Genomic DNA, 25,813 nt, shown 5'->3' with positions numbered 1-25,813 from the left:
CATCTTCAAAAAGAAAGATCTATCCTCGTTAAAACCGTTTTGGCGAGAATTTTGAGAAAAAACTTCGACTCCAATCCTTATCCAGAACTCTTACAAACGGGTTTGAGCATCCGATGGAATTTTATTTTAGAACAACGCTCGATTTTTTCTTTACTAAAAACGTGGATCAATAATTGTACTGACCGATCGGTACAATTATGAATTCAACAAAACTCTCCAGAAAAAAATTTATCCTCACCTCGATTTTGAGCGTGTTTCTTCTTGGAACCGTCGGTTTCGTTCTGAGATCGACTCGAAAACTGACACGATTGTTTTTCAGTCGCTCCACGGAAGAAACACTCTCTTCGTTTGCAAAAGCGGTTCTGCCGGAGGACGAAGGTTTTCCGGATATAGAAGAGTCGGAAGTAATCTCGCGTTTGGACGAAGAACTCTTCTTTGTCGATTCTTCCATCAGTGGAGATTTTGATACCGCGATGTGGATCTTGGAATTTCTTCCGATCCGATTCGGGTATTGGAGTCGTTTTTCAAAATTAAAAAAAGAAGAAGCCAGAGAATTCCTAAACGGCGCTTTACAATCGGAATCCGAACTCGTCCGCAACATCGTCTCCAGCGTTCGTATGGTCGTGATGCTCGTTTACTATGGTCACAAAAGCACCTGGAAGGAAATCGGTTATGACGGACCTTTTGGGAACTTTCCCGAAAAACTCAGCGAATCCAGAATTTACTATAAAACACAAGTTCGTAAGAACTAGGAGAAATCATGTCCGGAAAAATTTACGAATGGAAACACCTCGATCAAAATCGAACCGTAAAAGCCGATGTTTGTATCATCGGTACGGGATGCGGCGGTTCTACACTTGCGCTCAAACTCGCGGAAGGCGGAAAGAAGGTAGTTATGCTCGAACAAGGAGGATACTATCACACGGGAACCTTTGACAATCACGAACTCAACATGGCGGCTAAAGTTTCCGCAGAAAGAAATCTTGCTACGACGAAAGACGGAACGATAAACATAGTCTACGGAAACAACGTGGGCGGCGCCTCCGTTCACTACTGGGCTGACAGTTACAGAACTCCCGATGAGAAGCTGCAACTCTGGTCTCAAAAATACGGAGTAGAAGGTCATACAAAAGAAGACCTTGCCCCGTTATGGCCGATCTTGGAAAAAAGGCTTCACGTTCACCCGGCAAAGGACGAATTTTTCAATCGAATGAATGAACTCGTAAGAAGCGCTTCTCAATCTTTGGGATGGGAAGGAAGACGAATTCCCCAAGCAAGAAACAACTGTCAAAAATCGGGACATTGTATGCAGGGTTGCGCTTTCGGAGCAAAACAAAGTCAACTCGTAACTCATATTCCCATGGCGCTTTCCGCGGGGGCCGATATCTACGCGGATTGTAGAGCAACGGAGCTTAACGTAGAGGGAGATAGAATCGTTTCCATAGACGCAAACGTGATCGATCGAAGAACTCTCAAAGAAAACGGGATCCGGATACGAGTCGAAGCTCAAGTTTTTGTAGTTGCGGCGGGAGGATTCGGCAGTTCCACATTCTTACTTAGAAACGGATGGAAGAAAAAACTTCCCGCGCTCGGAGAATTTGTTTCCATCAATCCGACTCTTTTTGTTCACGCGCTCTACGACGAGGATATCATTCAGTGGAGAAATATTCCCGCAGCATACGGAGTGGAAGAATTTAGATTGGCTCGTTACGATGAGAATGGAAACTATCTCGAAGGCGGCTATATGTTGATGCCGAACCAGATTCAACCCGGAGCGATCGCGGCGACGATCTCCGGTTTTGGAGAACAACATACACGTTATATGAAAAATTTACCGAAACTCGGCGGTACGATCGCGTGGCTCGATGATATTGAAACGGAATTAGGAAACATCACAGTCAACGGAAATCGGAGAAACGTAAATTATTCCTTTGGACCGATCACAAAAAAAGCTATGAGAGACACTTACAAAAAACAGGTCCTTCTCAATTTGGAGGCCGGAGCTAAGGAAGTGTTGATCCCGAATTCCACTTCGATGATTCTTCGTTCGAAATCGGAACTTCATAAGATCGACGGACTTCCACTCGAACCGGTCACCTCTTTGATGGCGGCCCCTCATCCGGGAGGCGGTTGTAGAATGGGTTCCGATCCCAAAACTTCGGTCGTGAATAGTTCGCACCGGGTTCACGGAACTAAAAATCTTTACGTTAGCGATTCTTCCGTATTTCCCACTTCTTCTTCCGTGGATCCGAGTTTTACGATCATGGCCTTTAGTATGATCGCGGGTCAAAAAATATTAGAATCTTGGAATCAACATGGCTAATAACGGAAGCACTTCGAGAGGCAAGATCACAAAAGAAAAACTTCTCTCCGACTTCAGACATCTTGTTACCGTTCATGGAATTATGAATACGAGTTTGGATCGACTTTCGGAATATTCGGGAACCGCAAAGAGCAGCATCCTCTGGCATTTCGGATCGAGAGAAGGGCTTGTGATCGAACTCGTGGATTTACTCTTTCTCGAAGTGGAAGTATCCGTAAAGGAGGGTCTTGCAAAAGGAGCGGATCCTCTTCTTTGTCTTTTCGAAAAGTTTACCGAATTTTTTTTGGAAACTCCGGAGGCAAACGGAGTTTTTTTTACCCTTATTTTAAACGAGCCGGCGGATTCCAAAGTCCGAAAAAGAGTTTTTGAGATGTATCGAACCTTTCGAAAAAAATTGTCCGAAAATTTAAATTTAGGAAAACCGAATTCAAAATCTTCGATTTTAAAAGCCTCTCTTCTCATCGCGCTTTTCGACGGCTTGTATCTCCAGTGGCATCTGGACCCGCAGGAAGTTCCTTTAAAAGAATCCCTTTTTCTCGCGCAGAATATGCTTTATGAATTCTATGGAATCGACCGTTCTTCAAAATTAAAGACGGCCAAATTGAAACAAGGAAAAACAAGACAAAATTGATCATTTTAGAATATTCTTAAATATTAAATTACTCAGAAGATCATTTTAGATACCTCCCGCTAAAACATAGGGCTTTTCTATCTTTTGTAGTCATTCGCGTCCTTTAAAAGTTGAAATCGCCGGGTTTCCAGATTCCCTCCTTTCAAACGGAACCAAAAGACCCAGCAAAATTAGATTCCATCTTATACTTTCCCAGAAGTTGGAAAGCGATTTGGAATCAGGGCGATCCCGATCAAAAATTTTTGTAGGAGCTCCTACAACCGCGAGAGAGAATATTTCTTGCAAAATTAGGATTCCGTGATATAGGAAAATCTCCCGGAGTTTTCCGCCACCCGCCCCTCCACCCAAAAAACTCAGCGCCCCGCTCTCTAAGGATCGCGCCGCAGGGCGGGCTTTCGTTTCACGGAGGATTGTCGTTGTTCCGACAAAAGTCAGTTCACTTTTTGCTTACATAACAACCAATCGTGAGCTTTCGCTGAGTTTTTCAGGTGAGGAATCGCGCAAATACGACGACGCTCTTCCCGGATCGCATCACGGGAAAAAAGCTCCAGAGATTTTTCTCCATTGAAAATTTTGTTTTACCGGTCAACCTCCCTTTTGTGGGAACTCCCCAAAATCTCCATCAGGATCCTTGTTGATCCTCTTCTAACTTGGCAGGCAAAGATAAGGTTTTTACAACGGATGCTTTGTCGGAACAATTAAATCATCTTCAAAAAATCGGTTGCAAGATTCGGAATGTATCTCTCGTCAGAGATTTTCCTTTTTCCGCGTCGAGTCCTTTACGAGTTCGACGTTTCTTCGAAACATCTCGAAATTCATCCTCGAGATCGCGGAGTCCCCGAATTTTTTTTCAAAACCTTTCGCATCCACCGATAAAATCGAGTTCGGATCTTCTTTAAAAATGGAACGCGCTTTAAATTCTTCCCTTTTTGTTTGAATTCCTTTTTTACGCGCCTTTACTTGGTTCCAAGGACAGACGTCCTGACAGATATCGCAACCGGCAATCCAACCGAAGGTATTCGGAATTTCGGCGGAGCGATCCTCCAACGTATGATGCGAGATACACTTCCCGGCGTCGATTTGATACGGAGCGAGTGCACCCGTTGGACACGAGTCGATACACGCGGTGCAGGTTCCGCAACGATCCTTAACCGGAATACTGGCAACTGAAATCGGAAGATCGGTAAGAATCACCGTGATGAAAAAAAAAGATCCGAATTCGGGATGGATGAGATTCGTATTCTTACCCTGCCATCCAAGTCCCGCTTCTCTCGCCAAAATTTTTTCAGGAACCGGAAGAGAATCCACACCTTGCCGAAACCTATGATTCGGAAATCGTTTCGCCAATTCGTTCAACAACGGACCGGCAAGTTTCCTGAGAACACGATGATAATCTTCTCCGATCGCATATCTTGAAAATCGAAATGACATCGTTTTGCAAATCTTATCATATTCGAGATCATTGTAGAGTGTACCGAGCGCTATGACGGACTTGGGTTCAAAACCTAAATTTTTAAAAAGCAACCGAAGATCCATATTCTTCGGATACCATTCCATCTTTCCGTGTTTCCCTGCCTCCACCCAAGCAAGAATACTCCTTTGATCCTCTTCGGGAATCACCGCCTCGCAGATTCCAAAAAGATCAAACCCGCATTCTTCGATCAAAGGAGTCAGTTCGGAAATTATTTCTTTACTTTCGATCATAAATTTGATATAGCAAGAGTATGCAAAAAGAATTATCCGAAAAAATCAAATTTCCAAAAACCGAACTCGAATTACTTCCGAAAAATTCCATTGCACTTGCTTATTCGGATGTGATGAAGGCGGTTCGCCTGATTCCCCTTCCTGAAGAAAAACTTGCAAAACAAATCGTCTTTGCTTCGGTTGTAGGAGCTCTGAGAGGATTTCAAGAACGAGATCTAAAACCGTTTCATATCAATCATAAATATATCTTTGGAGAATTGAGTTCCGAAATTCTAAATATGATGAAGGGCGTCGGTACCATCGATCAGATCTCAAACGAAGAAAGAATCAAAATCCTAAAAGATTCTTTTGAATTCGGAATCCGGAAAGTCTACCACTTAGAATGGAAACTCTACACTTCCAGAGAAATTTTTTGATTCTTAAACCGCATAAAAAAGAATTCCGGCAAAGCTGACCAATACAACGGCCTCGAGTAGTCCCACTCCCACATTCTGATCTCTACTGATCTCTTCCTTAAGAGTGCTACCGGGAAGAATCACGGCATCCGTAAGAAGTCTCACCGCCGGGATCACAATCAGTCCCAAAATAAAATCCAAACAGATATGGATGAGCGTGTGTTCCATCGAAACTAAATCCTTATGCAAGGCCCGAGCGATGATGATTCCGAGCGCGATCAAGGCACCGCTGTAAGAAACGCCGGCCGCAAGATTTTCACGATCTTTCAATTCAAGATCGAGAGAATAAGGAATCATCTTGCGATACGCAAAAGTAAATAGAATCAAGGCAACCTGGCCGAGTAAAAAAAACAAAACTCCGAGAACGGTTCCGTCCAAGAGTTTCTGAATCGGTTCCAAAAGCCCGAGGTCTTTCCAGACCGAAAAGGAAAGCGCTGCGCTGTCTCCACTGAGAGACGCGGCGATGATCACAGAAGAGGCGATACTACTTCCAAACACAATGGCGCCGACTGCGGAATTTCTTCCGGAATAAACCAATTCCGTAAAATCAAAACTACGAAAGATAATCTTGTCGTTGATAAAATAGGAAAGATTTAAGAGTAAAATGCCGAGAAGCCCATAAAATAGAACTTGAAAACAATCGGAAACAAAATCGGTTCCGGGAGAAGAAAGTATGACAAGAAGAATCAAGGTCAGCCCGAGATAATAACCTGCCAATCCCGATGAAACCGCAGTGTTATTGTTTACGATAATTTCGTGATCGAGATCGCCGGGTTCGATCCAATCTTTGATTTTTTTACCGATATAAAAAAGTACAAAACTAATTAAGAAGAATACCGCGTCTTTACCTAAGCTGTTCAGATAACCAAGTACTGTTTCCATGGACACCAGATTAATCCGATACGGTTAAAATTTCATAGCCTTTTTCGGTGACAAGAATCGTGTGTTCGAACTGAGCGGACCATTTGTTGTCCTTCGTCGTCACGGTCCAATGATCTTCTTTGGAAAAATTCACTTGCCAGGTTCCAAGATTCACCATCGGCTCGATGGTAAAGATCATACCCGGTTCTAGCTTTGCGAGTTTTCGATTTTGACGAAAGTGTGGGATTTGCGGGTCTTCATGAAAACCTCTTCCGATTCCGTGACCCATCAGATCCCGAACGATGCCGTATCCTTTTGGAGTGAGGAAATCATCGATCGCATTCGCGATATCGTGAACTCGGTTTCCGGGTTTTACCTGTTCGATTCCGACATACATCGCCCTTTCCGTATCTGCAACCAAGGTCGCAACTTCCGGACTCGTCTTTCCGCCGACGATAAAGGTTCGGGAAGAATCCCCATGATATCCATCCAATAAAGGAGTGACATCGATATTGATGATATCTCCTTCCTTTAAAATCTCCGTCGCCTTGGGAATCCCATGACAGACAACTTGATTTACGGAAGTACAGACCGACTTTGGAAATCCCTTATAACCGAGAGGAGCCGACTTCGCCCCGTGCTTCTTCGTAAATTCTTCGCAAAGATCGTTCAACTGAAGAGTCGAAACCCCCGATTGAACGTAAGAAGAAATATAATCCAAAAGCTTAGCGGCCAGTTTCCCAGCCGCTCTCATTTTTTCGATTTCGCTCTTATTCTTAATGAAGATCAAATCGAATTAGAAATCAGTCGGGCGAACCGTACTTCTCTTGTTGGATTCAGTACGTTTCACTGCATCGTCGATGAGTTGATGAATCTTTTCATTCAAACCGTCAATTGCATCCCCGGAAGTCATAAATCCTTTCGACTTGATATAAGCCTTTACTTTGCTCGTTACGATCAGGGTTTCCTTTTCGACATTCTTTCCAGCCATTGAGTTCTTCCTCTCTGTCTTAGTTTTCTTCTTTTGTGCCATCTTCAATATTGCGCCGGTTCACGGTCGTCCAGTCGTTCAACATTCCGCTAACGGTTCCTGTTTGCATTCTTTTCAGAAACCCGGAAAAAGAACAACCTTTTAGAACTTTCCCCTTTGCGACCTTACCTTTGTTTTAAAAAAAAATGATACCAGACCCGCAGGGAACGCTCCAAAACTTGAAATCGTTCCGATTTCCGTTTCTAACAAAACAGAATGAGACATAGAAGACATGCGAAGTGACGTCAAGAAATATTTCATTTCTTCTTTGCCGACTCGCTCTGTAGAATCGTGTTCACAAGCCCCGTCTCTAAATTCAATTTTTCGGCGATGGTTTCCGCAGGCCACTGAAAGTTATGATAAAGATTGAGCACCGTCGCCTTCTTTCTTTGGATCAAATGATCCTTGGAAGAGTCTTTTGACTTACCGGAAGAAACATTTCCTTCGGTAACGGCGCCTACCGCGTCCAAAAAGCCTGAAAGTTTTTCAAACTTGTCGTCAGCTTCGCTTAACAATCCTTCCAAGTCTTCTTTGACTACTACCGCGCCGGCCTTTAAGTCTTCCATACGGTGTTGCAAGGTCGAAATCTGTTTGTGTCTTTCGGATAAGTCGACCATCAAGTCTTCTATCTTTTCAAACTTGGCTTCCACCGAACGGATTTCTTCCTTCTTGCGGAACAAGGATTCGATTCGGTCGTCAGTCTTGCGGACGGTTTCAGCGATTTCTTTTTCTCTCGCTTCCAAAATTTCGACGTCGTTTTGAAGAGAATAGAGTTTATTGGTAAGACCTTTTGCCGCCTCTTTGTGAGCGTCGGTTTCGTCAAAAAGACCTTTGACTTCTTCTCGAACGGATTCGAGAGTTTCCAGTCTGGAAGTGAGATCGCCGAAGGTTTCTTCCATCTCGAGGGCTTTTTCGCCGGCTTCGAGAAGTCTTGTAAACGTATCTTCCCAATCGGAAGAACGACTTTGTAATTCCTCGAATTCTTTCCGAAGAGAATCCGAAGATTCCTTGATGGAAGTAAGTGAATCCAGTCTGACCTTGAGGTCTTCGGTTTCCGATACGAGGGAATGTTTCAGACTTTGCAACTCTTCCAATTTTTCTTCGAGTTCGTTTAACAATGGAGTTCTTTCGTCGGCTCTGGAAAGAAGTTCTTCCATCGTTTGGATATAAGAATCGGTTCTGTCCACGACTTCGCTCGCCTTTTGAAAGAGTTCGGCTTTTTCGGTAAGTTCTTCCATCTTATCGGTGATCTCTTCGACGCGGGAACGTAAGTTTTCGGCTTCCTCGCGGATTTCGTTGATAAGACCCGTTTTTGCGTTTGTGATTTCTTCCAGGTCGCGTTTGAGATCCAATTGAAGAGTTTTGTATTCTTCTTTGGATTCTTTGAATTCTTCTTTTCCGGAACGTAAAAATTCTTCGGAAGCGGATTCCATTTCTCGCAACTGATTTTGCAGCTCTTTTTGGAATCCTTTCATCTGCTCGTCGCTGTTTTTACGGGATTCTTTGAGAGATTCTTCCAGATTCTTTTTTACGTCGAGGATGTATTTGCTGATTCTTTCCTCGAGTTGACCGAGTTGCAACTGGCCCTTGTCCATCAGAGAAGTGAGTTGTTTTGAAATTTTTGCGTCTATCGTTCCGTTTAAGCGGCTGATCTTCTCTTCCTGTTTTTCAAAAAAGTCTTCCGCAGAATCTTTTAGTTTATCCAGAACACGCTCCGCATCTCTTCCGGCGTTTTCCAGATTGGATTCCACGTTGTTACGGACTTTTTCCGCGTGGATTTCGAGAACCTTTTCGTTTTTCTTAACGATCTGTTCCATCTTATCGATGGTTCCCGAAAATTCTTCCCGGAGATTTTGAAGAATATGAGTTCCCTCTTCTTTGATATTACGCAGAGATTCTCCGAGTCGATCGGAGACGGAATCCCCTTCTTTTTGAAAGTTGGTTTTATAACGGGAAACAAATTCTTCGATTCTATCTTTTTGAAGATTGTATTCGTTTTTGAATTCTTCCAGGAGTTGTCTTCCGTCGACGTGAATACTTCCCAGTTTTTCCTGGAGATGAGAAACTGAATCTTGAGTGTTTAGACGAATCGTTCCCAATTCTTCTTCCCAATAACGGCCGAGGTTCTCGAATCTTTGATCGATTTTGCGGACCTCTTCGTCCACGGTTCCGGAAAGAAGATCGATCTTTCCTTCGACTTGTGATAAAAGATCTCCCGCGCTCGATTCCATCGCGGACTGAAGATCTCCTAAGTAAGAATCCACGTCCTTGATCCGGGTAGAAATCTGTTTGTCGAGAGTGAATATGGATTGTCTGACCGCTTCCAGATCCTGTTGAATGAGAGCCGTTCTCTCCGCGTGAACTTTTGCGAGTTCGATATCGAAATTTTCTTTGAGAGAAGAAATCCCTGAGATCGTTTTTTCCTTCGCTTCGTCTCTTGCAGAATCCAGGGCGGAATGAAATTCCTTCAAACCCATGGAAATATCTTTTTTCAGGCTGTCGGATTCGCTTCTAAGATTGCTGCTGATCCGGTTGAATTCTTCTTCAAAGTTATCGATCTGGCGAAGAAGTTCGGACTTTCTTGCGTCCGCTTGTCTGAGGAGTTTGTTCTCAGCTTCCAGATATTTTTCCTGGAAGAATTGGATGGATTCGTTGATCGATTCCGCCTGACGTCTCGTCTCATTGAGAATTTCATCTCTTCGAGTCATCGTTTCCAAACTCATACCTTCGATTTCTCTTCGGATCGAATCGACTTCGAGTTTGACCCCGTTGATAAAGGCTTCTTTCGAATGAGTTACTTGTTCGAGAATTCGATCCAGTTTGTCTTGAACCGATTTTTCGGAAAGACGTGCCATGTCCTCGAGTTTACGATCGGCGGCTTCGGCTTTTTCTTCCACGCGAGAATCGAGTCTTTCGAGTTTATCGCTTACGGTTAAAAATACGGTCTGCAGTTTTTCGGATCTTAGATCCAGATCTTCTTCTTTGTTTGTGATCGTTTCAAAAAGAGAAGTGATTTCGGAACGCAGTTGTTCCACTCTTCCCACCGATTCACGGAGCAAGGAAGTAGTATGAGAATCCAGACTTTCTCTGTAATTGGATGCGATCGCGTTTAGACCTTGATCGATCTTATCGTTTTTGATTTCTAATAATTCTTCCAATTCAACGATTTTGGAAGCGAGGGATTGTAAAAGTTCGTCGGAACGAAGATTGACCTTATCGGAAAAAACTTCCAGGATCGCTTCCGCTTCGGAACGCAGATCGAGGATTTTCTGATCCAAAAGTTGAATTTCTTTTTTACCGGATTCCATACGAAGCAATCCCTGTTGGATCGCGTTCGATTCTTCTCGAATATCCGAAGAAAGTTGAACTACTTCTTTTAAGTCTCTCGCTACGCTGTCCAGAAAATCACGGTTTGTTTTAATGGACTCCAAAAGTTGTCTGGATTCTTCGTTTAATGCGTGTACGTCGTTTGCGAGTTTACGGGTTTGTTTGAGGCTGATTTCTAAATCGATTCCTGCGTCTTTTACGGATTGAATCTTTTCAAGGGCGATATCGTTCAATTCGTCCTGAATTTTTCCCGTAAAACGTTTGATCTGACTGAGTTTATAGTTGGATTTATCCAACCTTCTGAGAAGGATTGTAATTCCTACACTGGCTATAAACGGCAGGAGTAATTCTATTCCCATTGAATTTTGTTTACCATAGACATAAGAATGCGAGCTTTGGCGGGAACTTTCCAACGTTTCAGACAACTTCCTAAAAGGAAGGATCGAATTCTGAAATGAGCTGAAATTTTCCTTGAAACATTATGTCTCATCAAATTACGATTGACTATTGGAAAGATCGTAAAAAGAGCAAGAAAAAATTAAATTATGCTTAAAAAAAAGCCTTATTCCGGCTTTTCGACCGTTTATGATGCAGTTATGAAAGATGTCCAGTATGATCTTTGGGCGGAATTCATACTCAACTCGTACGCACATCACACTGAAAATTACCTACCGGATACGGTCTTGGATTTGGGTTGTGGAACCTGTAAACTCTGGGAAAAATTTCCGAGTTCGGTTCGATTTACCGGAGTGGACTCGAGTTCAGAAATGCTCGAAATGGCTCGAAATAAGCCAATTGGCGGAGAATTCTTTCACTCCGATCTTCTCAATTTTGACCTAAAAGACAAAACCTTCGACCTCATTCTTTCCACACACGATACTCTCAACTATCTCAAAAATGAATCCGAACTCAAATCCGCGTTCCAAAAAGTCCGAAAACATCTTTCACCGCAGGGACTGTTCTTTTTTGATCTGAGTAGTTTATACAATTTTAAAACCCATTTTGACGGACAGACGTTTCACGAAAGAGTCGGAGACTACAAAATTCGATGGAAGAATCGTTTTGTGGAAAACTCCAATCGTTTGGAATCGACGCTTACATTCTTTCACAAACCTTCCAAAGAAGAATTTTCCGAAGTTCACGAACATACCTATTTTTCAAGGGATACGATCCTTTTACTTCTTAAGCAGTGCGGACTTCAACTTTTAAAGGAAGGTTCGGACTATAAAGACTGGACTCTGGAGGACGATGCTTCTTTGGTAAATTATATCTGTCGAAGTACAGAAATTAATTTACGGAATTTGTGACATATATCAACTTCCTAAGATTGTTACTTTTTACGTCTACTTGTGTAGAAAAAAAGGAGTGTTGTCCCTGCCCTGAAGTTTTTCTTCGGAGAGACAAAACAATAACTTTAAAACAAGTCTTGAATATGAAAAAGATAAAGGGAACTAAGGAAAAATCCGTATGTCAAAATTCAATATAGAAGGGAAGTCCGGAAAAGTACTGATCGATACCGCGGTGATCGACGGCTATGATAAAATTTTTGACGAAGTTTCAAAAAAAGCCTCCGGAGGAACGATCTCGGACGTGGAATTTCAAGTGGAAAGCGTAAAAAAAATCACTTCCAGCGGAATTGCAAAACTACTTACTCTAAAAAATCTGATGGATAATTTCGGAGTAAAGATGAAGATCAAAAATCTCAATCCTGAACTTTTGGAAGTTTTAAAAAAATTCAAAGTGGATGGAAAATTAGATCTTTAGAATTTTTGAAAAACGATTGCCGCTCTCTATCGGTTCCGCAGTTTTTGTGATTAACCCCCAATGGGAACTATTTCCGTCAGTCAACTCACTCGCTCCTATCACGGAAAAATCGCAGTTTCCGATCTCAGCTTTGAAATTCCAAAAGGAAGAATCACGGGGCTTTTAGGCCCGAACGGCGCCGGTAAAACCACGACACTTCGTCTTTTGACGGGTTATCTCGCCCCTTCTTCCGGTTGGATCCGTTTTGACGGACTTGATTTTTTAGAAAACAAAATCGAAATCCAAAAAAAAATCGGATATCTTCCGGAATCCTCTCCGATCTATTTCGATCTTACCGTATTCGAATATCTTTCCTTTTTAGCGACGGCCAAAGGAATCCATAAGAATTTTCTAAAGGACAAAATTGAAACCGCCGTCGAACTTTTGGATCTCAAAAAAGTTGTTTATCGGCCGATTTCGCTTTTGTCGAAGGGATTTAAACAAAGGGTCTCTCTGGCCGGATCGATCATTCAAGATCCTGAATATATCATTTTGGACGAACCAAGCGGCGGTCTTGATCCTTTACAAATCGGAGAACTCAAAACTTTGATCCGTATATTAGGAAAGAATAAAACGATTCTTTTTTCTTCCCACGTTCTGCAGGAAGTCGAAGAAATCTGCGATCATATCCTCGTTTTATCGGACGGAAAACTCATCGCCGACGCCTCGGTTTCTTCGATTTCCAAGGGAGAAGGTTGTCTCGTTTTAGCCGAAACCACGATCGAAGAGATGACAAAGTTATTTGCGAGCGATTTTTACGAGATTTTGAATACGGGCAAAAAAGAGGAAAACTTCCAAGAGTTCAAAATTTTTTCCGAAAAGTTTCAGGCGGAAGACGTGTTTGGAATCCTAAAAAACTCCCCTTTTCGAATCCGTTCTCTGGTTCCTGAAAAAAATTCCTTAGGATCTGTATTCAAAACTCTCACAGGAAAACCGAAGGAATGAACCTTTTCGGCTTTTTTAAAGAATCCGTCCGAAACACAAAAACCGTCTTTTGGAAAGAATTTTCAGTTTATTTGAACTCTCCGATCGGAACGATTTTTGCAGGGTTCTTTTTGTTTTTGACTTCGTTTCTTTTTTTCTTCGGATTTGGAGACAGTTCTTTTTGGGATCTCAAATCGGCGAGTATGGAAGCCTATTTTCTCTGGGTTCCGATTTTGTATGTAGTTTTTATTCCGGCGCTTTCGATGCGTCTTTGGTCCGAAGAAGAACGTTCCGGAACCCTGGAAATTCTTTTCACACTTCCCTTTCGAGAATTCGAATTGGTCCTCGGAAAGTTTTTAGGAGTCTGGTGTTTTTTAGGTTTTGTCCTTTTGTTTACGCTTCCGATTCCGACTACGATTCTCTATTTAGGAGATTTGGATGTAGGAACTACCTTTGTCGGTTATCTCGGAATTTTTCTTCTGGGTGGAGCCAATCTCGCCTTGGGGAGTTTTGTCTCTTCCTTGACAAAGGACCAGATCAGTTCTTATCTTTTCGGTCTTATCGTATGTTTGCTTTTTTTTCTTTTGGGTTACAGACCCTTTCTTCCTTTTTTCGGGCCCGATCTAAGTCGAATCCTTTCCTTTTTATCTTTGTCCAAACACTTTGAAACGTTTCGGATGGGAATTTTGGACGGAAGGGAAATTTTCTTTTTCTTGAGTTTTTCGTTTACGACCTTGTATGCGAATCTTCTTATATTGAGGTCGAAACGATGATCTCGAAAATTCGGTATTTCTTTTTAAAAATGAATTCCGGTTCCTGGTTTTTATTCTCCCAAGTTTTTTTGATCTTCCTTTTTACGAACGGGATCATCGGTCACTTTGTCTGCAGAAAAGACCTTTCAGTTTCGGGGCGTTTTGAAATTTCGAAAAGTACGAAATCTATATTCAAAAATCTGAATGAGACTCTTTTTATCGACGCGTATTATTCCTCCAAAATTCCGGAAGAATACAAAACCTCCCTGGATCTCACAAAAGAATTGTTAAACGAACTGAGTTCCCTCGGAGGTTCCAAGGTCTTCGTCCGATTTCACGATCCTGACACAAACGAAGACGATCGAAAAAAAGCGATCGAGTCGGGAATCGAGCCGCAGATCTTAGAAAAAAACGAAAGAAATTCCTCCCAGATCAAACAAGCGTTTATGGGAATCACACTTTCGCTCGGAACTCTCAGAGAAACGATCCCGGTAGCTTTTTTTGCGGAACAGATCGAATATCAGATCCTAACCACACTTCGAAAGATGATTCGTAATCCCGGGGAATCGGGCATCGCGATTCTTAAAATTCCCGGAGTTTTATCGACGGAACCTCCCGGGCCTTCCAGCGGAAAAGACAGCGTCGGTGTTTTGGTTCATCAGGTTCTCAAAGAAGAATACGGACCGATTCCCGAAATTTTGTTAAACGAAGAAGACGTTTCGGACCAAATCCATACTCTACTTTGGATCGGCTCCGGCCTCCTTTCCGAAAAAGGCGCGTATCGATTGGATCAATTCCTGATGCGGGGAGGAAATCTCGTTCTTCTTGCAAAGTCTATGGACTTTCGAATGGAAGCGCCGAATCGTGAAGAAGGAATCGGTATGTCCCCGACAAATGCGGGTATCGCAAGACCGACGGGCGAAATCGAAGAATTGAATTCGATCTTTGTATCGTACGGTTTTCAAGTAAACACGGATATCGTTGTGGATCTGCAACATTCTCTTTCCACCGGTCCTCTGATGGAAATCGAACCCGGAGTGATCGGAAGATTTCCGTATCCGGCCTGGATCCTTGCGGGTAAAAAAGAAAAATTGTTAAGCGAAAAAAGTCCTTTTACCGCGCCCTTACAAAATCTACTCATCCCCTGGTCCTCGAGTTTGAATTTGGATCCAACAAAACAACCGAATGTGAAAATAGAACCGATCCTTTTTGCAAGCGAGGAATCCGAAGTTCGTTCCGAGATCGTAACCTTGGGGGAAAAACAAATCCTTGCAACAACGCCAAAACCTTCGGGGGAAAAACAGATCTTAGGCGCTCTTTTGGAAGGAAAATTTCATTCCCGATTCACAAAGAATCCGAACTTAGATCCGGCCTCTTCTTTTCTTTCGGATACAAAAGAAGGAAAAATTTCCAGAATCCTCGTGCTCGGTTCCCCCTATATAGTCTCAGATTTACTCGTATTCCCGGAAACCAGAGAAATATACCAAGAATCGAATATTCCATTTTTATTAAATTCCATCGACATTTTTTCCGGAGACTCGGACCTCATCCAGATTCGAAGTAAAAAATCCGCGGTTTTGAGATTAAATCCCTTTACGGAGAAGGAACGATTTTTTTTGAGCTTTTTGAATCTTCTGGGAATTCCCTTGTTTCTCGGTCTTTATACGTTTTTAAGAATCCGACATCGGAATTCTTACCGGGGAGAAGATAAAACCGATGAACTTTGATTTTCCCTGGATCGTTTCCGCATTTCAGTTTGTCAAAAAGGAAAAAGCCCTCGCGCTGTTTTTGACAAACATCTTCCTAGGAACTATCTTTTTCTTGATCTCGGACCCTTTGTCGATCTTTCAAAAAACCTATCAAAACTCGGAACCCTTCTTTCCCTATAAAACTTCCGAAGTCGAAAGAATTCGGATCGGAAGAAAAGGACACGAAATTCTTCTGGAAAAAAAGAAAGGAAGCTGGAGCGTTCAGGTCCGGGACACAATCGTAAGACCTGATATTCAAAAAATTGAATCTTTTATCGGCGAGCTTTTGAAACTCAGAAAGTTCTCAAAAATCGTTTCGACCTCAAAAAACGAAAACCTAGGGTTAAACGGAGAAGAATTAAAACTCGAAATCCAGACCGAATCCGGCGAGATCGGAAAACTGGAGATCGGGATTTCCGGAAAACAAGAGAAGGGAACTTTTGTCCGAGAACCTGAAAAACGGGTGATCTGGTTTGTGGAGGAAAGTCTAAACTCCGCACTCGGAAGGGGGGACGAGAACTTTTTCTTTTCAAACTTACTGATTCCTCGTGAAATAGAAATATCAGAAATTCATACTATTCTCATAGATCTTGGATCAAAGAATTCTTCAAAAATAGAAATTGCCCGGACCTCGCGCGACGAATGGAAAATAGTAAACTCGGACCGAAGTTTTTGTTGGGGTGAAGACTGTGGAGTTTGGGTCGAAAGATTTTTGAAAACAAAAGCTGAAAAAATTCTTAAAAAACCGTTTTACGAAACGATTCAAAAACTTTCCTCCGGAGAAAAACTAAAGATAGAAATCCATTTCGGAAAAAGTTCGGAATCGATCTATGAGATAGAATGGGTCGGGAAAACCTCGGAAAAAGAACCGATCTTTCAAAGCGGAAACGATTCGATTTTGTATGTTCTTGATCGGGAATTCTTAGATCGTTTTCGGGAAGGATTCGATTCCTTTCCGGATTCTTTCTAAAATGCTTCTCAGAAGCGGATCGGATTCGCTATTGACAGACCAGAGGCTTCCAATTTCATTTCAAAAGAAATCTAAAATTAGGACGAAAGTATGGCTTTGATCGAAGAATTTGAATCTCAGGGGAATTTTCTATTTCGTTGGAGATCCTACATCCCCGGAATCATCTTGATTCTCTGTCTTGGCCTTTTGCCTTTTTATCAGTTTCCCGGATATTCTTACACCTATCATCTTTATTACCAAGCTGTCTGTTTGGGAATCAGTCTTCTGGGTCTTTTTGTTCGGAGTTTTGTGATCGGTTATGCGCCCGCAAGAACTTCCGGAAGAAATACAAAAGAACAAGTAGCGGACGTAGTAAACCAGGAAGGGATCTATTCTCTCATACGTCATCCCCTCTATCTCGGAAACTTTCTTCTTTATCTCGGAGCCGTTCTTTTTCTGAAGAATTTTTTGATCGCATCCGTCTTTATCCTTTTTTTCTGGGTATATTACGAAAGAATTATGTTTGCGGAAGAACAATTCTTAAGAAAAAAATTCGGAGATGCGTATCTTTCTTGGGCAAACACGGTGCCCGCTTTTATTCCGAAATTTAGAGGTTATAAAAAACCGGCGCTTTCGTTTTCAATCCGAAACGTGATCAAAAGAGAATATCCGAGTCTTTTCGGGATCCTCGTGATCTTTAGCGTCTTTGATCTCATCGCGGTTTATTTTAACGAACCCGTAAGCAATCTTCTAGAAGCAATTCGTCTTCCTCAGATCATTCTTTTTGGAGGCGGTCTTGTATTTTATGTTCTCGTGAGAATCATCGTAAAAACCACTCGTCTTCTTCACGTAGAAGGCCGTTGAAAGAAATGGCTGGGCGCATTTGCGAAAGGTAGTCTTTGACAAGAACGGTGTCGGAGTTCCTACGACGATAGAAGATCAAATTCTACTTGCAAAAAGATTAATTTTCTGATAGAGCAAAGTCACCCACTTTTTTCCCACCACCTCTCCTCCTCCACCCAATCAGGGTGGGGCGCGCGGCTTTCACAGAGAATCGTCGTTGTTCCGACAGATTCTTTGAAAGAAATGGCTCGCTTTGCAGGACCCGCGCCTTTCAAAGTAAAATCGTAGGAGCTCTTACAGATTCCCCTTTTTTTCAAGAAGGAAATGTCTTTGACGAACTCTCTAGATACGATTTGAGATGACTCGTCTCTTTTGTAAAAAAGACCGGAATCGGATAATTGGATTTGGAGGGAATCAAGACGATCCCCTCGTCAAAAAATAAAATCTTTTCAATTTCGGAAAAGGAATAACGAAAACTACTGTTCAACGCCTCGAAACAAAGAGATTCCTTGCTTTCGTTTAATTTTCCCGGACCGATTCTTTTTAGACCTCTCAAAAGCTCCGGTGTCAGATCTTCCTTTTTATTAGAAAGTTTTTCAAAAGGAAGTTCCCGGTTCTGATCCAAATACAAAAGACCTTCGATCTCAAAACGGATCTCCCTCACTTCTTCGGGTTTTTCTTCTTTTATCAAAGAATACTTAGGGGATTCTTCCAAAACCTGAATTCCGGAAGGAGAATGTTCTTCGGAAATAAATTCTTCCTCTCCATCGGAAAAACTTTCCAGAGGAGTTTCAAAAGAAGAATTCGGAGCCTTATCCTGCTTCGGAATCTTTCTTCCTTCCACGAATAAGTTTTCGAGATGTCTCTTCTTTTCAACATCCTCCATCTGAGAAGATCTTTTGTTGGAGGCGAGAATTTCTCCGGCTCTTTTTGAATTGGGTCTTGAGATGAGGTGATCGATCTCGGAATTCCCGGAGCGAGAAGGACTCGACTGCGACGCGGGACGTTCTTGCCCGGAACCGTTGGGGTTCAGAGAGACGTAGATAAAACAAAGAAGTCCCACAAGAATGAGTGCAATTGCAATAAAGAGCATCATTTTATGTATCTGTCGAATGAGCCGGTTTCTGAAGCGTTTTTCTCACTTTTCTCCTTTACAGAAATATTCCTTCACAAACCCTTTCAGTTTACAGATACAAACATGGAATTAGAAAACGTTTCTCTCAAAGACAAAATCATCCGCGGCGTAGTCGCTATCTTTCTTTTCTTTCTTGTGAGTGGTTTGATCATCACCTTTCTCCCCGGCGACGCCGAAAAGAGCTTTTTTGACGTCATCTCGGGTCGTTCCAGCGTGAACGCAGGAAAAATCGGAGACTATTCCATCCCGATGGACTACTTTCAGGCAGCGAGAAGGGATTGTTTTTTTCAATACAGAAGTATCGCCCCTTCTCTGGCGGAAGATCCGGCCACTCTTCAATCTTGCGCGTTTCAGACGATTCGAAGTCTGGTTGTCACCAAACAGATCGCAGACGCAACCGGATTCTCCGTATCGGAAACCGGGATTCGAGAAGAACTTTCGGATGAAGCAAGAAGAATTCACAGGGAATCCATCGGCGGAGCCGGTTATTCCGAGGAAGACGTTCGTAAACCCGAAGCCATCTATAAACAAATCCTAAATTCTGCGCCGATGCAATACCGAATCGACCGTAAGAATGCGAGCGTTCTCTACGATTCTCTTCTCAATTCCGATCTGAAAAAAACGGACGGGGAAATCAGCGTTCAGAAAGAATCCACATCTGCCCGAGTTCAATTGAGAATTCTTTCTTATACCGACGATCAACTTACCAAACTCGCGGAAAAAGAAGCTCCGATCACGGACGAACTTTTAAGAGCTAAATACGAAAACGAGAAAAAAGACGGAAAACTTCCGAAAAATAAGGACGGAAAGGAAGTTAGTTTTGAGGAAAGAAAAAATTTCCTAAAGAGCAAAATCCTTTTGGAAGGCAGATCCAAATCTCAAGAAGAATGGAAGGCAAAACTAAAAGTATTTCAAGAAGAACGGGACGGATTGCAAAAGATCGCCGCGCTTTTAGGAACTCCGATTCAAGACTACAAGGACCAGACTCTTCTCAATCTCTGGGAACTAAAATCCGGAAATCAGACGATTCGTTTGGGAAATAACTCTCAATTTTTGAAAGATCTGACAACGGTCGCATTTGGAGCCCAAAAAGTCGGAGGTCCTTACAAAGATTCCGAAAAAAATGTATTCGTAGAATTTGCTTCCATGGAAATCAATTCGTCTAAAATCAATACTTCCCAGGGACCCGATTTGAGAGACAATCCAAACCTGATGAACGGGTTTGTGATGGAAATCAGCCAGGCCCTTCAGGAAAAATACCCGATTGAACGAAGGATCGGTCAAAAGGCAGAAGAATAATGCAAATCCGGGCTGAACTCGTAAATCCCTTTCTCGAAGCGGCGACCATCGTTTTTAGAGATGTCTTAAAAACGGACCTCATCCGAGGAAAGATCGGAATCAAGGACAGCCCTGAGACAAACCTAGAACTTTCGATCGTAATCGGAGTGATCGGAACTTTCAACGGTGAAGTCGTCTACGGTTTGAACTATGACGCGGCTTACAAAATCGCAGGAGTTCTGATGCCTGGAATGAGCGAACAAGATATCAAGAACGAATACAAGGATATCCTGGGAGAAATCGCAAACATGACTACTGGAAATGCGATGAATATCTTCGCAACTTCCGGTCAATCCATCGAAATCACGGCTCCCAATATTATCGATTCCAAAAACGAAACATTAAAGATTCCTAAAAAGCCCTCTCTCGGAATCAGCCTTTTCTCAAAATTCGGAAAACTCGACGTAAACGTCTCTTTAACATAAGAATTTTCTGAGATTCTTTTTGCGATTTTGTCGACCTCTCTGCAGGTTCAAAAAGGTCCAGAGGTCGACGGATTGATCTTAGAATTTAGAAATGGTTTTTTAGATCCTGAGATTCATTCCGTTGGAAACAAAACCGGATTATCCTCCGGAAAACTATCTAACCTTGTCAAGTTGGAAGAAAACCATTCGAGAATAAACCCAATCAGGGCTATAACCTTACCCACAAGTCTCTTGAGTCTCAAGAAGAATCTGTCGGAGCTACGACGTTCCTCCGTAAAAAGTCGCGCGCCCCGCCCAAATTTCGGGTGGAGGGGAGCGGTGGCGGGAAAAATTCAGGAAACTTTTCTATATCACAGAATTATAACTTTGCAAGGAATATTCTCTCTCAGAGCTTTTGTAGGAACTCCTACAAAAAGTCATACTGGGATCCTTCTTCATTCGAAATCGCTTTTTTAACTTGTGGGTAAGGGATATGACCCAATCAAGGCGAGGGCACGATTTTCACAGAAGAATGTATGAGTTCCGACAGATCCCTTTTAAGAATGACTCTTTACAAACAAAAAATCGGATTCTATCGCGAAGGTTGATCGAAAATTTCGATTCTGAATCCGCAGATTCGAATCCCTTTCGTATTTCAAAAACGTTTTGATTTTTATTTCCCAAAACTAAAAATTCTTTCCAAACTCAATAATATCTTCGTTTTAAAATTCTCCGAAGTTCTTTTACAAAGGGAGAATCTTCCGAGGCTTCCGGATTCATCCGAGTGAGATAGGTTTTCGCCCAATTCTCCGCTTCTTCATATCTTCCCTGCTCTCCATAGATTCTCGCGATAAGGGTGACCGCCTTTTCTAAATTTTGCTTTTGAGAATCCAGCTCCGGTTTTTTCTGAAGGAGTTTGACAAGCTGGAGAAGATATCTTCTCGCAGAATCCTTTCGATCCGTAGAGGAAAGCATCTCTCCAAGAGAAAGAAGAGAAATCGACTGAAAATTTTCCGGGGCTTCAGTGATGATTTTGAGATATTGAGATTCCGCTTCGGGAATTTTACCGTTCCCTCTCAACGCGCGAGCGACCTCAAAGACGGCCTTCCATTTTTCTTCCTCGGAATCGATTTGTTCCGTAATGGAACTCGCGTCATTCGCGCTTTCCGCCGTGAGTCTTGCGTCTTCCAACTTGGATGCATTCGCGGTTTTTCCTTGTCCGCCCGCTTGGTTAAATTCGGTCTTTGCACTATTTCTCTGATTCTCTCTCAGACGAAGTACACCTTTTTTATAACCGCTTTCGGAAGGATCTTCCTTTTTCTTATCCTTCTTCTTTTTTAAACTCGTCTTGGAAGAATTCGGAAGTATCGTTTTTTCGGGAAGCGCCATCGTAGATTCTTCCATAGAATCTTTGGAGGTTGATTTTTGGGTTTCAGTTTCAGGGGAAGAATCCGATACGTTAGTCGTCTTTGGTTCGATCCCGCTCGGCGTGGATACGGAATCTCCCTTTTCGGAAAAACTTGGCTTTGATTCCTCCGGTTTTGCAGTCGGAGAATCTTTTGTTTTTTCTTCCAAAACGTCCAAATCCGAAGAAGAACTTTCCGATTCTTCCGGAAAAGGAAGGGGCATATCCGCAAAGATAGAAACGGAGATTCCGAATAAAAATCCGGAAAAAATCAGGAGGCGAATCCATTTCATCTCAGTTCCGGAGATCCTTTTGAATTGTTTTTGGGAGGACGAATCAAACTCGGCCTGTCGGTATTTGACGGATTTCCGGTTCCACGATCCGGAGTCACCGTTCCCGGATCTTCGAGTTTTCGATCCGAATCGGGCGTTTTCTCTCGGTCGTTTGTCGGAAGAGAATCGGATTCCGTAGGTAGTTTTGGAGTTCCTCCGCCTTCCCTTCTTCCTTCTCTCAGAGGATCCTTTCCTTCCGGGGAATTCGATTCGGGCAAAAGACCACTTTTGGGTTTTTCTCTTTCATATCGATCGATCTCAAGGTTAGAAGATTCGCCGCTTCCGGAAAGATCAGGATCGCTGTAACGGATGGACTTTCGTTTTCGATTGTAATTGCGTTCTAAATCTTCTAAAAAAAGGGCCTTACGGTCCAATTCTTTGGCTTGGTCCTCAAAAGCAGCGCCTTCCTTTCCGCGTTGTACCCCTACGAGTATCGCTAAAGAAACACCCAAAACAGCCAAGGAAATTCCAGTGTACAAAAGGGTTTTCTGCACCTGAGGCGGCAGATTTCGGGAAAGACTGTCTATAGAAGACATCCCGGATTGGAGCTTATCTTTAAAATTGAGATCCATTGTTTTTAGTTTCGGTAGATTTCCCAATTCTACAAAGAAAGAGAAAAATCTCGAACGGTTTTTTTGATCCTCGTTTTTTTACCGTCTTATCGCTTAGAGAACAAAATGCATTTGCAACCCCGAAAAAAACGAAGAGCTTGGGTTTTGTGAACGAGAATCATCTCGCCCCCGATTGTTATTTTTGCTCCAATAGACACAAATCAGTTTTGAAATGTGTTTCTATGGATACCTTAGATAAAATCAATTCCACGAAAGAATTCAGGTCTTTTCGCAAAGGGGAAACCGTAATCCATTCCGGTGATAAAGCAAACGGTTTTTATTTTATCAAATCGGGATGCGTCCGCATCTTCCGAAATTCTACTTCGGGAAAAGAGCAAACCTTCTCCATCCGAAGATCCGGAGAATGGGTGGGCTTTCGAGATCTTTTAGCGGGAAATACCTTTTCTCAAAACGCCGAAGCCCTCGAACCTGTGGAAGCATGTTTTATTCAGAAGGGTGTTTTAGAAGATCTGATGAAGGAAGATCCAAAACTTCAGTTGGAAATTCTAAAACAAATGGCGATCGAATGGAAAGAATTGGAAGATCAGACAGTGGCGTTAGGAACCAAACAAGTCCACAGCAAACTCGCCGAACTTCTGATCTCTTTTCAAACTGCTTCCGGAAACGAACCCGAAATCGAACTCAATCTTACAAGAGAAGTTATGGCGTCGATGGTGGGAACCACGACGGAAACTTTGGTTCGAGCGCTTTCGGATTTTAAGAATCGAGATTGGATCGAAATCCACAAAAACAGAATTCGTTTCTTAAATCTGGAAGCATTGCGCGGTATTTCAAATTTAGAAACGACTACACATCACTAAACTCGATACTGAGAAAGAATCTCAAAACCTTTTCTCATGGGAACGACCATGATCTGTCGGTGCCTTATTTCCTCAACCCCAAGCAAACCGAGCGAACTTGACAATTATCATGCCGTTGATCAATGAAACCGGGCTGGGATTTCTTTTCTTTCCAAGTCGGTTTTCGTATAAGGTAAAATTATAAAGCTCTAAATTAAAAATGAATATTCTATTTCCATAAAATAGTATATATTTTTTTGACTTTGAGAGTTTAGACCGAAGGAATAATCGAATCAGGAGACAAAATCTCATGAGCCAAACGAACGCCAAATACAACGATTCAATCGTAAAAGGGTTCATCATATCGGCTATGGTTTGGGGAGTCGCATCCATGACAGTGGGTGTTCTCGCCGCATTTCAAATGGTTTATCCGGAACTGAATTTCACGCAGTATTTCAGTTTTGGAAGAATCAGACCCTTGCACACAAACGCAGCCATCTTCGGATTTGCACTGAGTATCATCTTTGCAACCGCGTATCACCTGATCCAAAGACTCTGTAGAGTTAGAATCTGGAGCGACTCTCTGGCGAAGATCCATTTTGTTTTATACAATCTGACGATCCTTCTCGCTGCGATCACTCTTCCTTTAGGTCTCAATCAGTCCAAGGAATACGCCGAATTGGAATGGCCTCTGGATCTTTTGATCGTTGTTTGGTTCGTGATCTTTATCGTGAACTTCTTCGCGACGATTTTTACACGAGAGGAAAAACAACTCTACGCCGCGATCTGGTTTTATATCGCGTCTTTCGTAACGGTTCCGATTCTTTTTATCGTGAACAATCTCTCGGTTCCGGTCGGGCTGACTAAGTCCTACTCGGTTTTCTCGGGAGTTTACGACGCGAACATTCAATGGTGGTACGGACACAACGCCGTGGCGTTTGTCTTAACGACGCCGTTCTTAGGTTTGATGTACTACTACTTTCCGAAACATATCAAACAACCGATTTACAGTCATAGGTTATCGATCATTCACTTCTGGTCTTTGATCTTTATCTATATCTGGGCCGGCCCTCACCATTTGTTAAACACTCCTCTTCCGGAATGGCTTCAAACAACCGGTATGGCGTTTTCAATCATGTTGTGGATGCCTTCCTGGGGTGGGATGCTCAACGGTTTTCTTACCTTAACACAAGCGAAGGAAAAAATCAAAACGGACGCTCTTCTAAAAATGATGCTCGTCGGGATTACCTTTTACGGTATGTCTACGTTTGAAGGGCCGCTTCTTTCGATTCGTTCGATCAGCGCACTCGGTCACAACACCGACTGGATTGTGGGCCACGTTCACTCCGGAACCCTCGGTTGGGTGGGAATGATGTCTTTCGCCGCGATCTATTATCTTGTTCCAAGACTTTGGAACACGAACCTCTATTCTGAAAAACTCGCGAACACACACTTCTGGTTGGCGACTCTCGGAATTCTTCTCTATATCGTTTCGATGTGGGTTTCCGGAATTACGGAAGGTTCTATGTGGAGAGCCATCGATTCTAAAGGATTTCTTCAGTATCCGAACTGGGTACAAATCACCGAGGTTCTCAAACCTTTCCGCTTCGCAAGAGGTGTGGCCGGAGTTCTTTACCTGAGCGGAGTTTTTGTGATGATCTATAACGTGATCAAAACGATTCAAACATCCGGTTCCGGCTTTCAGGAAGTGGATCTGAGAGTGAAAGAAGAAGGAGGAAAAGCATGAAACTATTCGACATACTTCTGGATTGGTTTTCAGGTTTTACCGATCAGTGGGAAAAACAAGGAGTTAAGTTCACCGTTTATACTACGATCGCGGTTTTGATCGGCGGTATCTTCGAATTGATTCCTCCGTTTTTTATCTCCAGGACCGCGGTCCCGATTCAAGGAGTAAAACCGTTCTCCGCTTTGGAACTCGCAGGAAGAGACATCTATCAAAAAGAAGGGTGTAACAACTGTCATACGCAGATGATTCGTCCTTTCAAATGGGAAGTGGATCGTTTTGATCCTTCCAAATCCTACGGAAGAGACGGATATTCCAAGGCCGGAGAATTCGTCTATGACCATCCGTTCCTTTGGGGATCCAAAAGAACCGGACCCGATCTTGCTCACGAATCGCAGATTCAACCGTCTTACGCATGGCATAAGACTCACTTGATCAATCCAAGAGACACTTCTCCCGGATCCGTTATGCCCGCTTATCCTTGGTTGTTCGAAGAAAGCGCAACGATCAACGCGGAAGAAATCGTGAATCACATGAAGGGTCTTTCCAAAGTCGGAGTTCCTTATACGGATGCGGATTATCTTTCCGCCGCTAAAGAACTGGAAGGCAAAACGGAAGGAGACGCGCTCATCGCCTATCTCCTTAAATTAGGCAAGGACACAGCAGAGTTGTCCAAGTCGATTCAGTGAGGCAA

General features: G+C 42.7%; 24 protein-coding genes. 16 read left to right on the top strand and 8 right to left on the bottom strand.

Features of this window, described 5'->3' with window-relative positions:
- The first annotated feature begins 197 nt into the window (after window positions 1-197).
- From JWG44_RS04295 to JWG44_RS04285, 3 genes are read left to right on the top strand one after another with little or no spacing between them, the layout of a single operon-like run.
- Window positions 198-752: a hypothetical protein gene (locus tag JWG44_RS04295; protein WP_205273722.1), complete on the top strand. Its 555-nt coding sequence runs from the start codon at window positions 198-200 to the stop codon at window positions 750-752.
- An 8-nt stretch (window positions 753-760) separates the two neighbouring features.
- Window positions 761-2,323: an FAD-dependent oxidoreductase gene (locus JWG44_RS04290; RefSeq protein WP_205273721.1), complete on the top strand. Its 1,563-nt coding sequence runs from the start codon at window positions 761-763 to the stop codon at window positions 2,321-2,323.
- Window positions 2,316-2,954: a TetR/AcrR family transcriptional regulator gene (locus JWG44_RS04285; RefSeq protein WP_205273720.1), complete on the top strand. Its 639-nt coding sequence runs from the start codon at window positions 2,316-2,318 to the stop codon at window positions 2,952-2,954. Before JWG44_RS04290 ends, JWG44_RS04285 begins: the two co-directional genes overlap by 8 nt.
- Window positions 2,955-3,701: 747 nt before the next feature.
- Here JWG44_RS04285 and queG read toward each other — a convergent pair.
- On the bottom strand, window positions 3,702-4,658 hold the full coding sequence (gene queG, locus JWG44_RS04280; protein WP_205273719.1) for a tRNA epoxyqueuosine(34) reductase QueG: 957 nt from the start codon (window positions 4,656-4,658) through the stop codon (window positions 3,702-3,704).
- Between the two features lie 20 nt (window positions 4,659-4,678).
- Between queG and JWG44_RS04275 the strand changes: the two genes are divergently transcribed.
- Window positions 4,679-5,074: an LIC_11502 family protein gene (locus tag JWG44_RS04275; protein ID WP_205273718.1), complete on the top strand. Its 396-nt coding sequence runs from the start codon at window positions 4,679-4,681 to the stop codon at window positions 5,072-5,074.
- A 3-nt stretch (window positions 5,075-5,077) separates the two neighbouring features.
- Here the strand turns inward: JWG44_RS04275 and JWG44_RS04270 are convergent, their stop codons facing one another.
- The 4 genes from JWG44_RS04270 to JWG44_RS04255 all read right to left on the bottom strand — a co-directional run bounded on the left by JWG44_RS04270 (window position 5,078) and on the right by JWG44_RS04255 (window position 10,690).
- On the bottom strand, window positions 5,078-5,995 hold the full coding sequence (locus JWG44_RS04270) for a DUF350 domain-containing protein (RefSeq protein ID WP_205273717.1): 918 nt from the start codon (window positions 5,993-5,995) through the stop codon (window positions 5,078-5,080).
- Window positions 5,996-6,005: 10 nt separating this feature from the next.
- Window positions 6,006-6,764, bottom strand: a complete 759-nt coding sequence (gene map, locus JWG44_RS04265; RefSeq protein ID WP_205273716.1) for a type I methionyl aminopeptidase — start codon at window positions 6,762-6,764, stop codon at window positions 6,006-6,008.
- Between the two features lie 6 nt (window positions 6,765-6,770).
- Complete coding sequence (locus tag JWG44_RS04260; RefSeq protein WP_003008197.1) at window positions 6,771-6,965, bottom strand: hypothetical protein; 195 nt, start codon at window positions 6,963-6,965, stop codon at window positions 6,771-6,773.
- A 296-nt stretch (window positions 6,966-7,261) separates the two neighbouring features.
- On the bottom strand, window positions 7,262-10,690 hold the full coding sequence (locus JWG44_RS04255; protein ID WP_205273715.1) for a SpiroCoCo family coiled-coil protein: 3,429 nt from the start codon (window positions 10,688-10,690) through the stop codon (window positions 7,262-7,264).
- A 186-nt stretch (window positions 10,691-10,876) separates the two neighbouring features.
- Between JWG44_RS04255 and JWG44_RS04250 the strand changes: the two genes are divergently transcribed.
- The 7 genes from JWG44_RS04250 (at window position 10,877) to lmtA (ending at window position 17,371) form a co-directional block, all read left to right on the top strand.
- On the top strand, window positions 10,877-11,638 hold the full coding sequence (locus JWG44_RS04250) for a class I SAM-dependent DNA methyltransferase (RefSeq protein ID WP_205273714.1): 762 nt from the start codon (window positions 10,877-10,879) through the stop codon (window positions 11,636-11,638).
- A 160-nt stretch (window positions 11,639-11,798) separates the two neighbouring features.
- A complete protein-coding gene (locus tag JWG44_RS04245; protein WP_205273713.1) occupies window positions 11,799-12,095 on the top strand; it encodes an STAS domain-containing protein in 297 nt (98 codons plus the stop codon).
- A 60-nt stretch (window positions 12,096-12,155) separates the two neighbouring features.
- On the top strand, window positions 12,156-13,079 hold the full coding sequence (locus JWG44_RS04240; RefSeq protein WP_205273712.1) for an ABC transporter ATP-binding protein: 924 nt from the start codon (window positions 12,156-12,158) through the stop codon (window positions 13,077-13,079).
- On the top strand, window positions 13,076-13,831 hold the full coding sequence (locus JWG44_RS04235; RefSeq protein ID WP_205273711.1) for an ABC transporter permease: 756 nt from the start codon (window positions 13,076-13,078) through the stop codon (window positions 13,829-13,831). Before JWG44_RS04240 ends, JWG44_RS04235 begins: the two co-directional genes overlap by 4 nt.
- A complete protein-coding gene (locus tag JWG44_RS04230) occupies window positions 13,828-15,537 on the top strand; it encodes a GldG family protein (protein WP_205273710.1) in 1,710 nt (569 codons plus the stop codon). The genes JWG44_RS04235 and JWG44_RS04230 overlap by 4 nt, the downstream gene beginning before the upstream one ends.
- The gene (locus JWG44_RS04225; protein ID WP_205273709.1) at window positions 15,527-16,528 is read left to right on the top strand and encodes a DUF4340 domain-containing protein; all 1,002 of its coding nucleotides are present in this window, start codon (window positions 15,527-15,529) and stop codon (window positions 16,526-16,528) included. The genes JWG44_RS04230 and JWG44_RS04225 overlap by 11 nt, the downstream gene beginning before the upstream one ends.
- Before the next feature lie 90 nt (window positions 16,529-16,618).
- Window positions 16,619-17,371 carry a lipid A Kdo2 1-phosphate O-methyltransferase gene (lmtA, locus tag JWG44_RS04220; RefSeq protein WP_205273708.1) on the top strand — a complete coding sequence of 251 codons (753 nt, stop codon included), beginning with the start codon at window positions 16,619-16,621 and terminating at the stop codon, window positions 17,369-17,371.
- A 292-nt stretch (window positions 17,372-17,663) separates the two neighbouring features.
- Here lmtA and JWG44_RS04215 read toward each other — a convergent pair whose 3' ends face one another.
- Window positions 17,664-18,446, bottom strand: a complete 783-nt coding sequence (locus JWG44_RS04215) for an LIC_11490 family protein (protein WP_205273707.1) — start codon at window positions 18,444-18,446, stop codon at window positions 17,664-17,666.
- A 3-nt stretch (window positions 18,447-18,449) separates the two neighbouring features.
- On the opposite strand from JWG44_RS04215, the gene JWG44_RS04210 reads away from it, so the two are divergent.
- Both JWG44_RS04210 and JWG44_RS04205 read left to right on the top strand, forming a co-directional pair.
- Window positions 18,450-19,784: a hypothetical protein gene (locus tag JWG44_RS04210; protein WP_205273706.1), complete on the top strand. Its 1,335-nt coding sequence runs from the start codon at window positions 18,450-18,452 to the stop codon at window positions 19,782-19,784.
- The gene (locus tag JWG44_RS04205; protein WP_100786374.1) at window positions 19,784-20,248 is read left to right on the top strand and encodes a chemotaxis protein CheX; all 465 of its coding nucleotides are present in this window, start codon (window positions 19,784-19,786) and stop codon (window positions 20,246-20,248) included. The genes JWG44_RS04210 and JWG44_RS04205 overlap by 1 nt, the downstream gene beginning before the upstream one ends.
- A gap of 684 nt (window positions 20,249-20,932) precedes the next feature.
- On the opposite strand, the gene JWG44_RS04200 is transcribed toward JWG44_RS04205, so the two are convergent.
- Window positions 20,933-21,925, bottom strand: a complete 993-nt coding sequence (locus JWG44_RS04200) for a tetratricopeptide repeat protein (protein WP_205273705.1) — start codon at window positions 21,923-21,925, stop codon at window positions 20,933-20,935.
- Window positions 21,922-22,536, bottom strand: a complete 615-nt coding sequence (locus JWG44_RS04195) for an LIC_11485 family protein (RefSeq protein ID WP_205273704.1) — start codon at window positions 22,534-22,536, stop codon at window positions 21,922-21,924. Before JWG44_RS04195 ends, JWG44_RS04200 begins: the two co-directional genes overlap by 4 nt.
- A 146-nt stretch (window positions 22,537-22,682) precedes the next feature.
- Here JWG44_RS04195 and JWG44_RS04190 point away from each other — a divergent pair, with 146 nt between their 5' ends.
- The 3 genes from JWG44_RS04190 to ccoO all read left to right on the top strand — a co-directional run bounded on the left by JWG44_RS04190 (window position 22,683) and on the right by ccoO (window position 25,808).
- Window positions 22,683-23,396: a Crp/Fnr family transcriptional regulator gene (locus tag JWG44_RS04190; protein WP_332460770.1), complete on the top strand. Its 714-nt coding sequence runs from the start codon at window positions 22,683-22,685 to the stop codon at window positions 23,394-23,396.
- A gap of 289 nt (window positions 23,397-23,685) precedes the next feature.
- Window positions 23,686-25,122 (top strand): cytochrome-c oxidase, cbb3-type subunit I, encoded by a 1,437-nt coding sequence (ccoN, locus tag JWG44_RS04185; protein WP_205273702.1) that lies wholly within the window; start codon window positions 23,686-23,688, stop codon window positions 25,120-25,122.
- The gene (gene ccoO / locus JWG44_RS04180) at window positions 25,119-25,808 is read left to right on the top strand and encodes a cytochrome-c oxidase, cbb3-type subunit II (RefSeq protein WP_205273701.1); all 690 of its coding nucleotides are present in this window, start codon (window positions 25,119-25,121) and stop codon (window positions 25,806-25,808) included. Before ccoN ends, ccoO begins: the two co-directional genes overlap by 4 nt.
- Window positions 25,809-25,813: the final 5 nt, after the last annotated feature.

The organism is Leptospira ainazelensis (assembly GCF_016918785.1).
GTDB lineage: Bacteria > Spirochaetota > Leptospiria > Leptospirales > Leptospiraceae > Leptospira > Leptospira ainazelensis.
The sequence above is the reverse complement of the archived record's forward strand: the minus strand, read 5'-3'. Positions and strand labels throughout refer to the sequence as shown.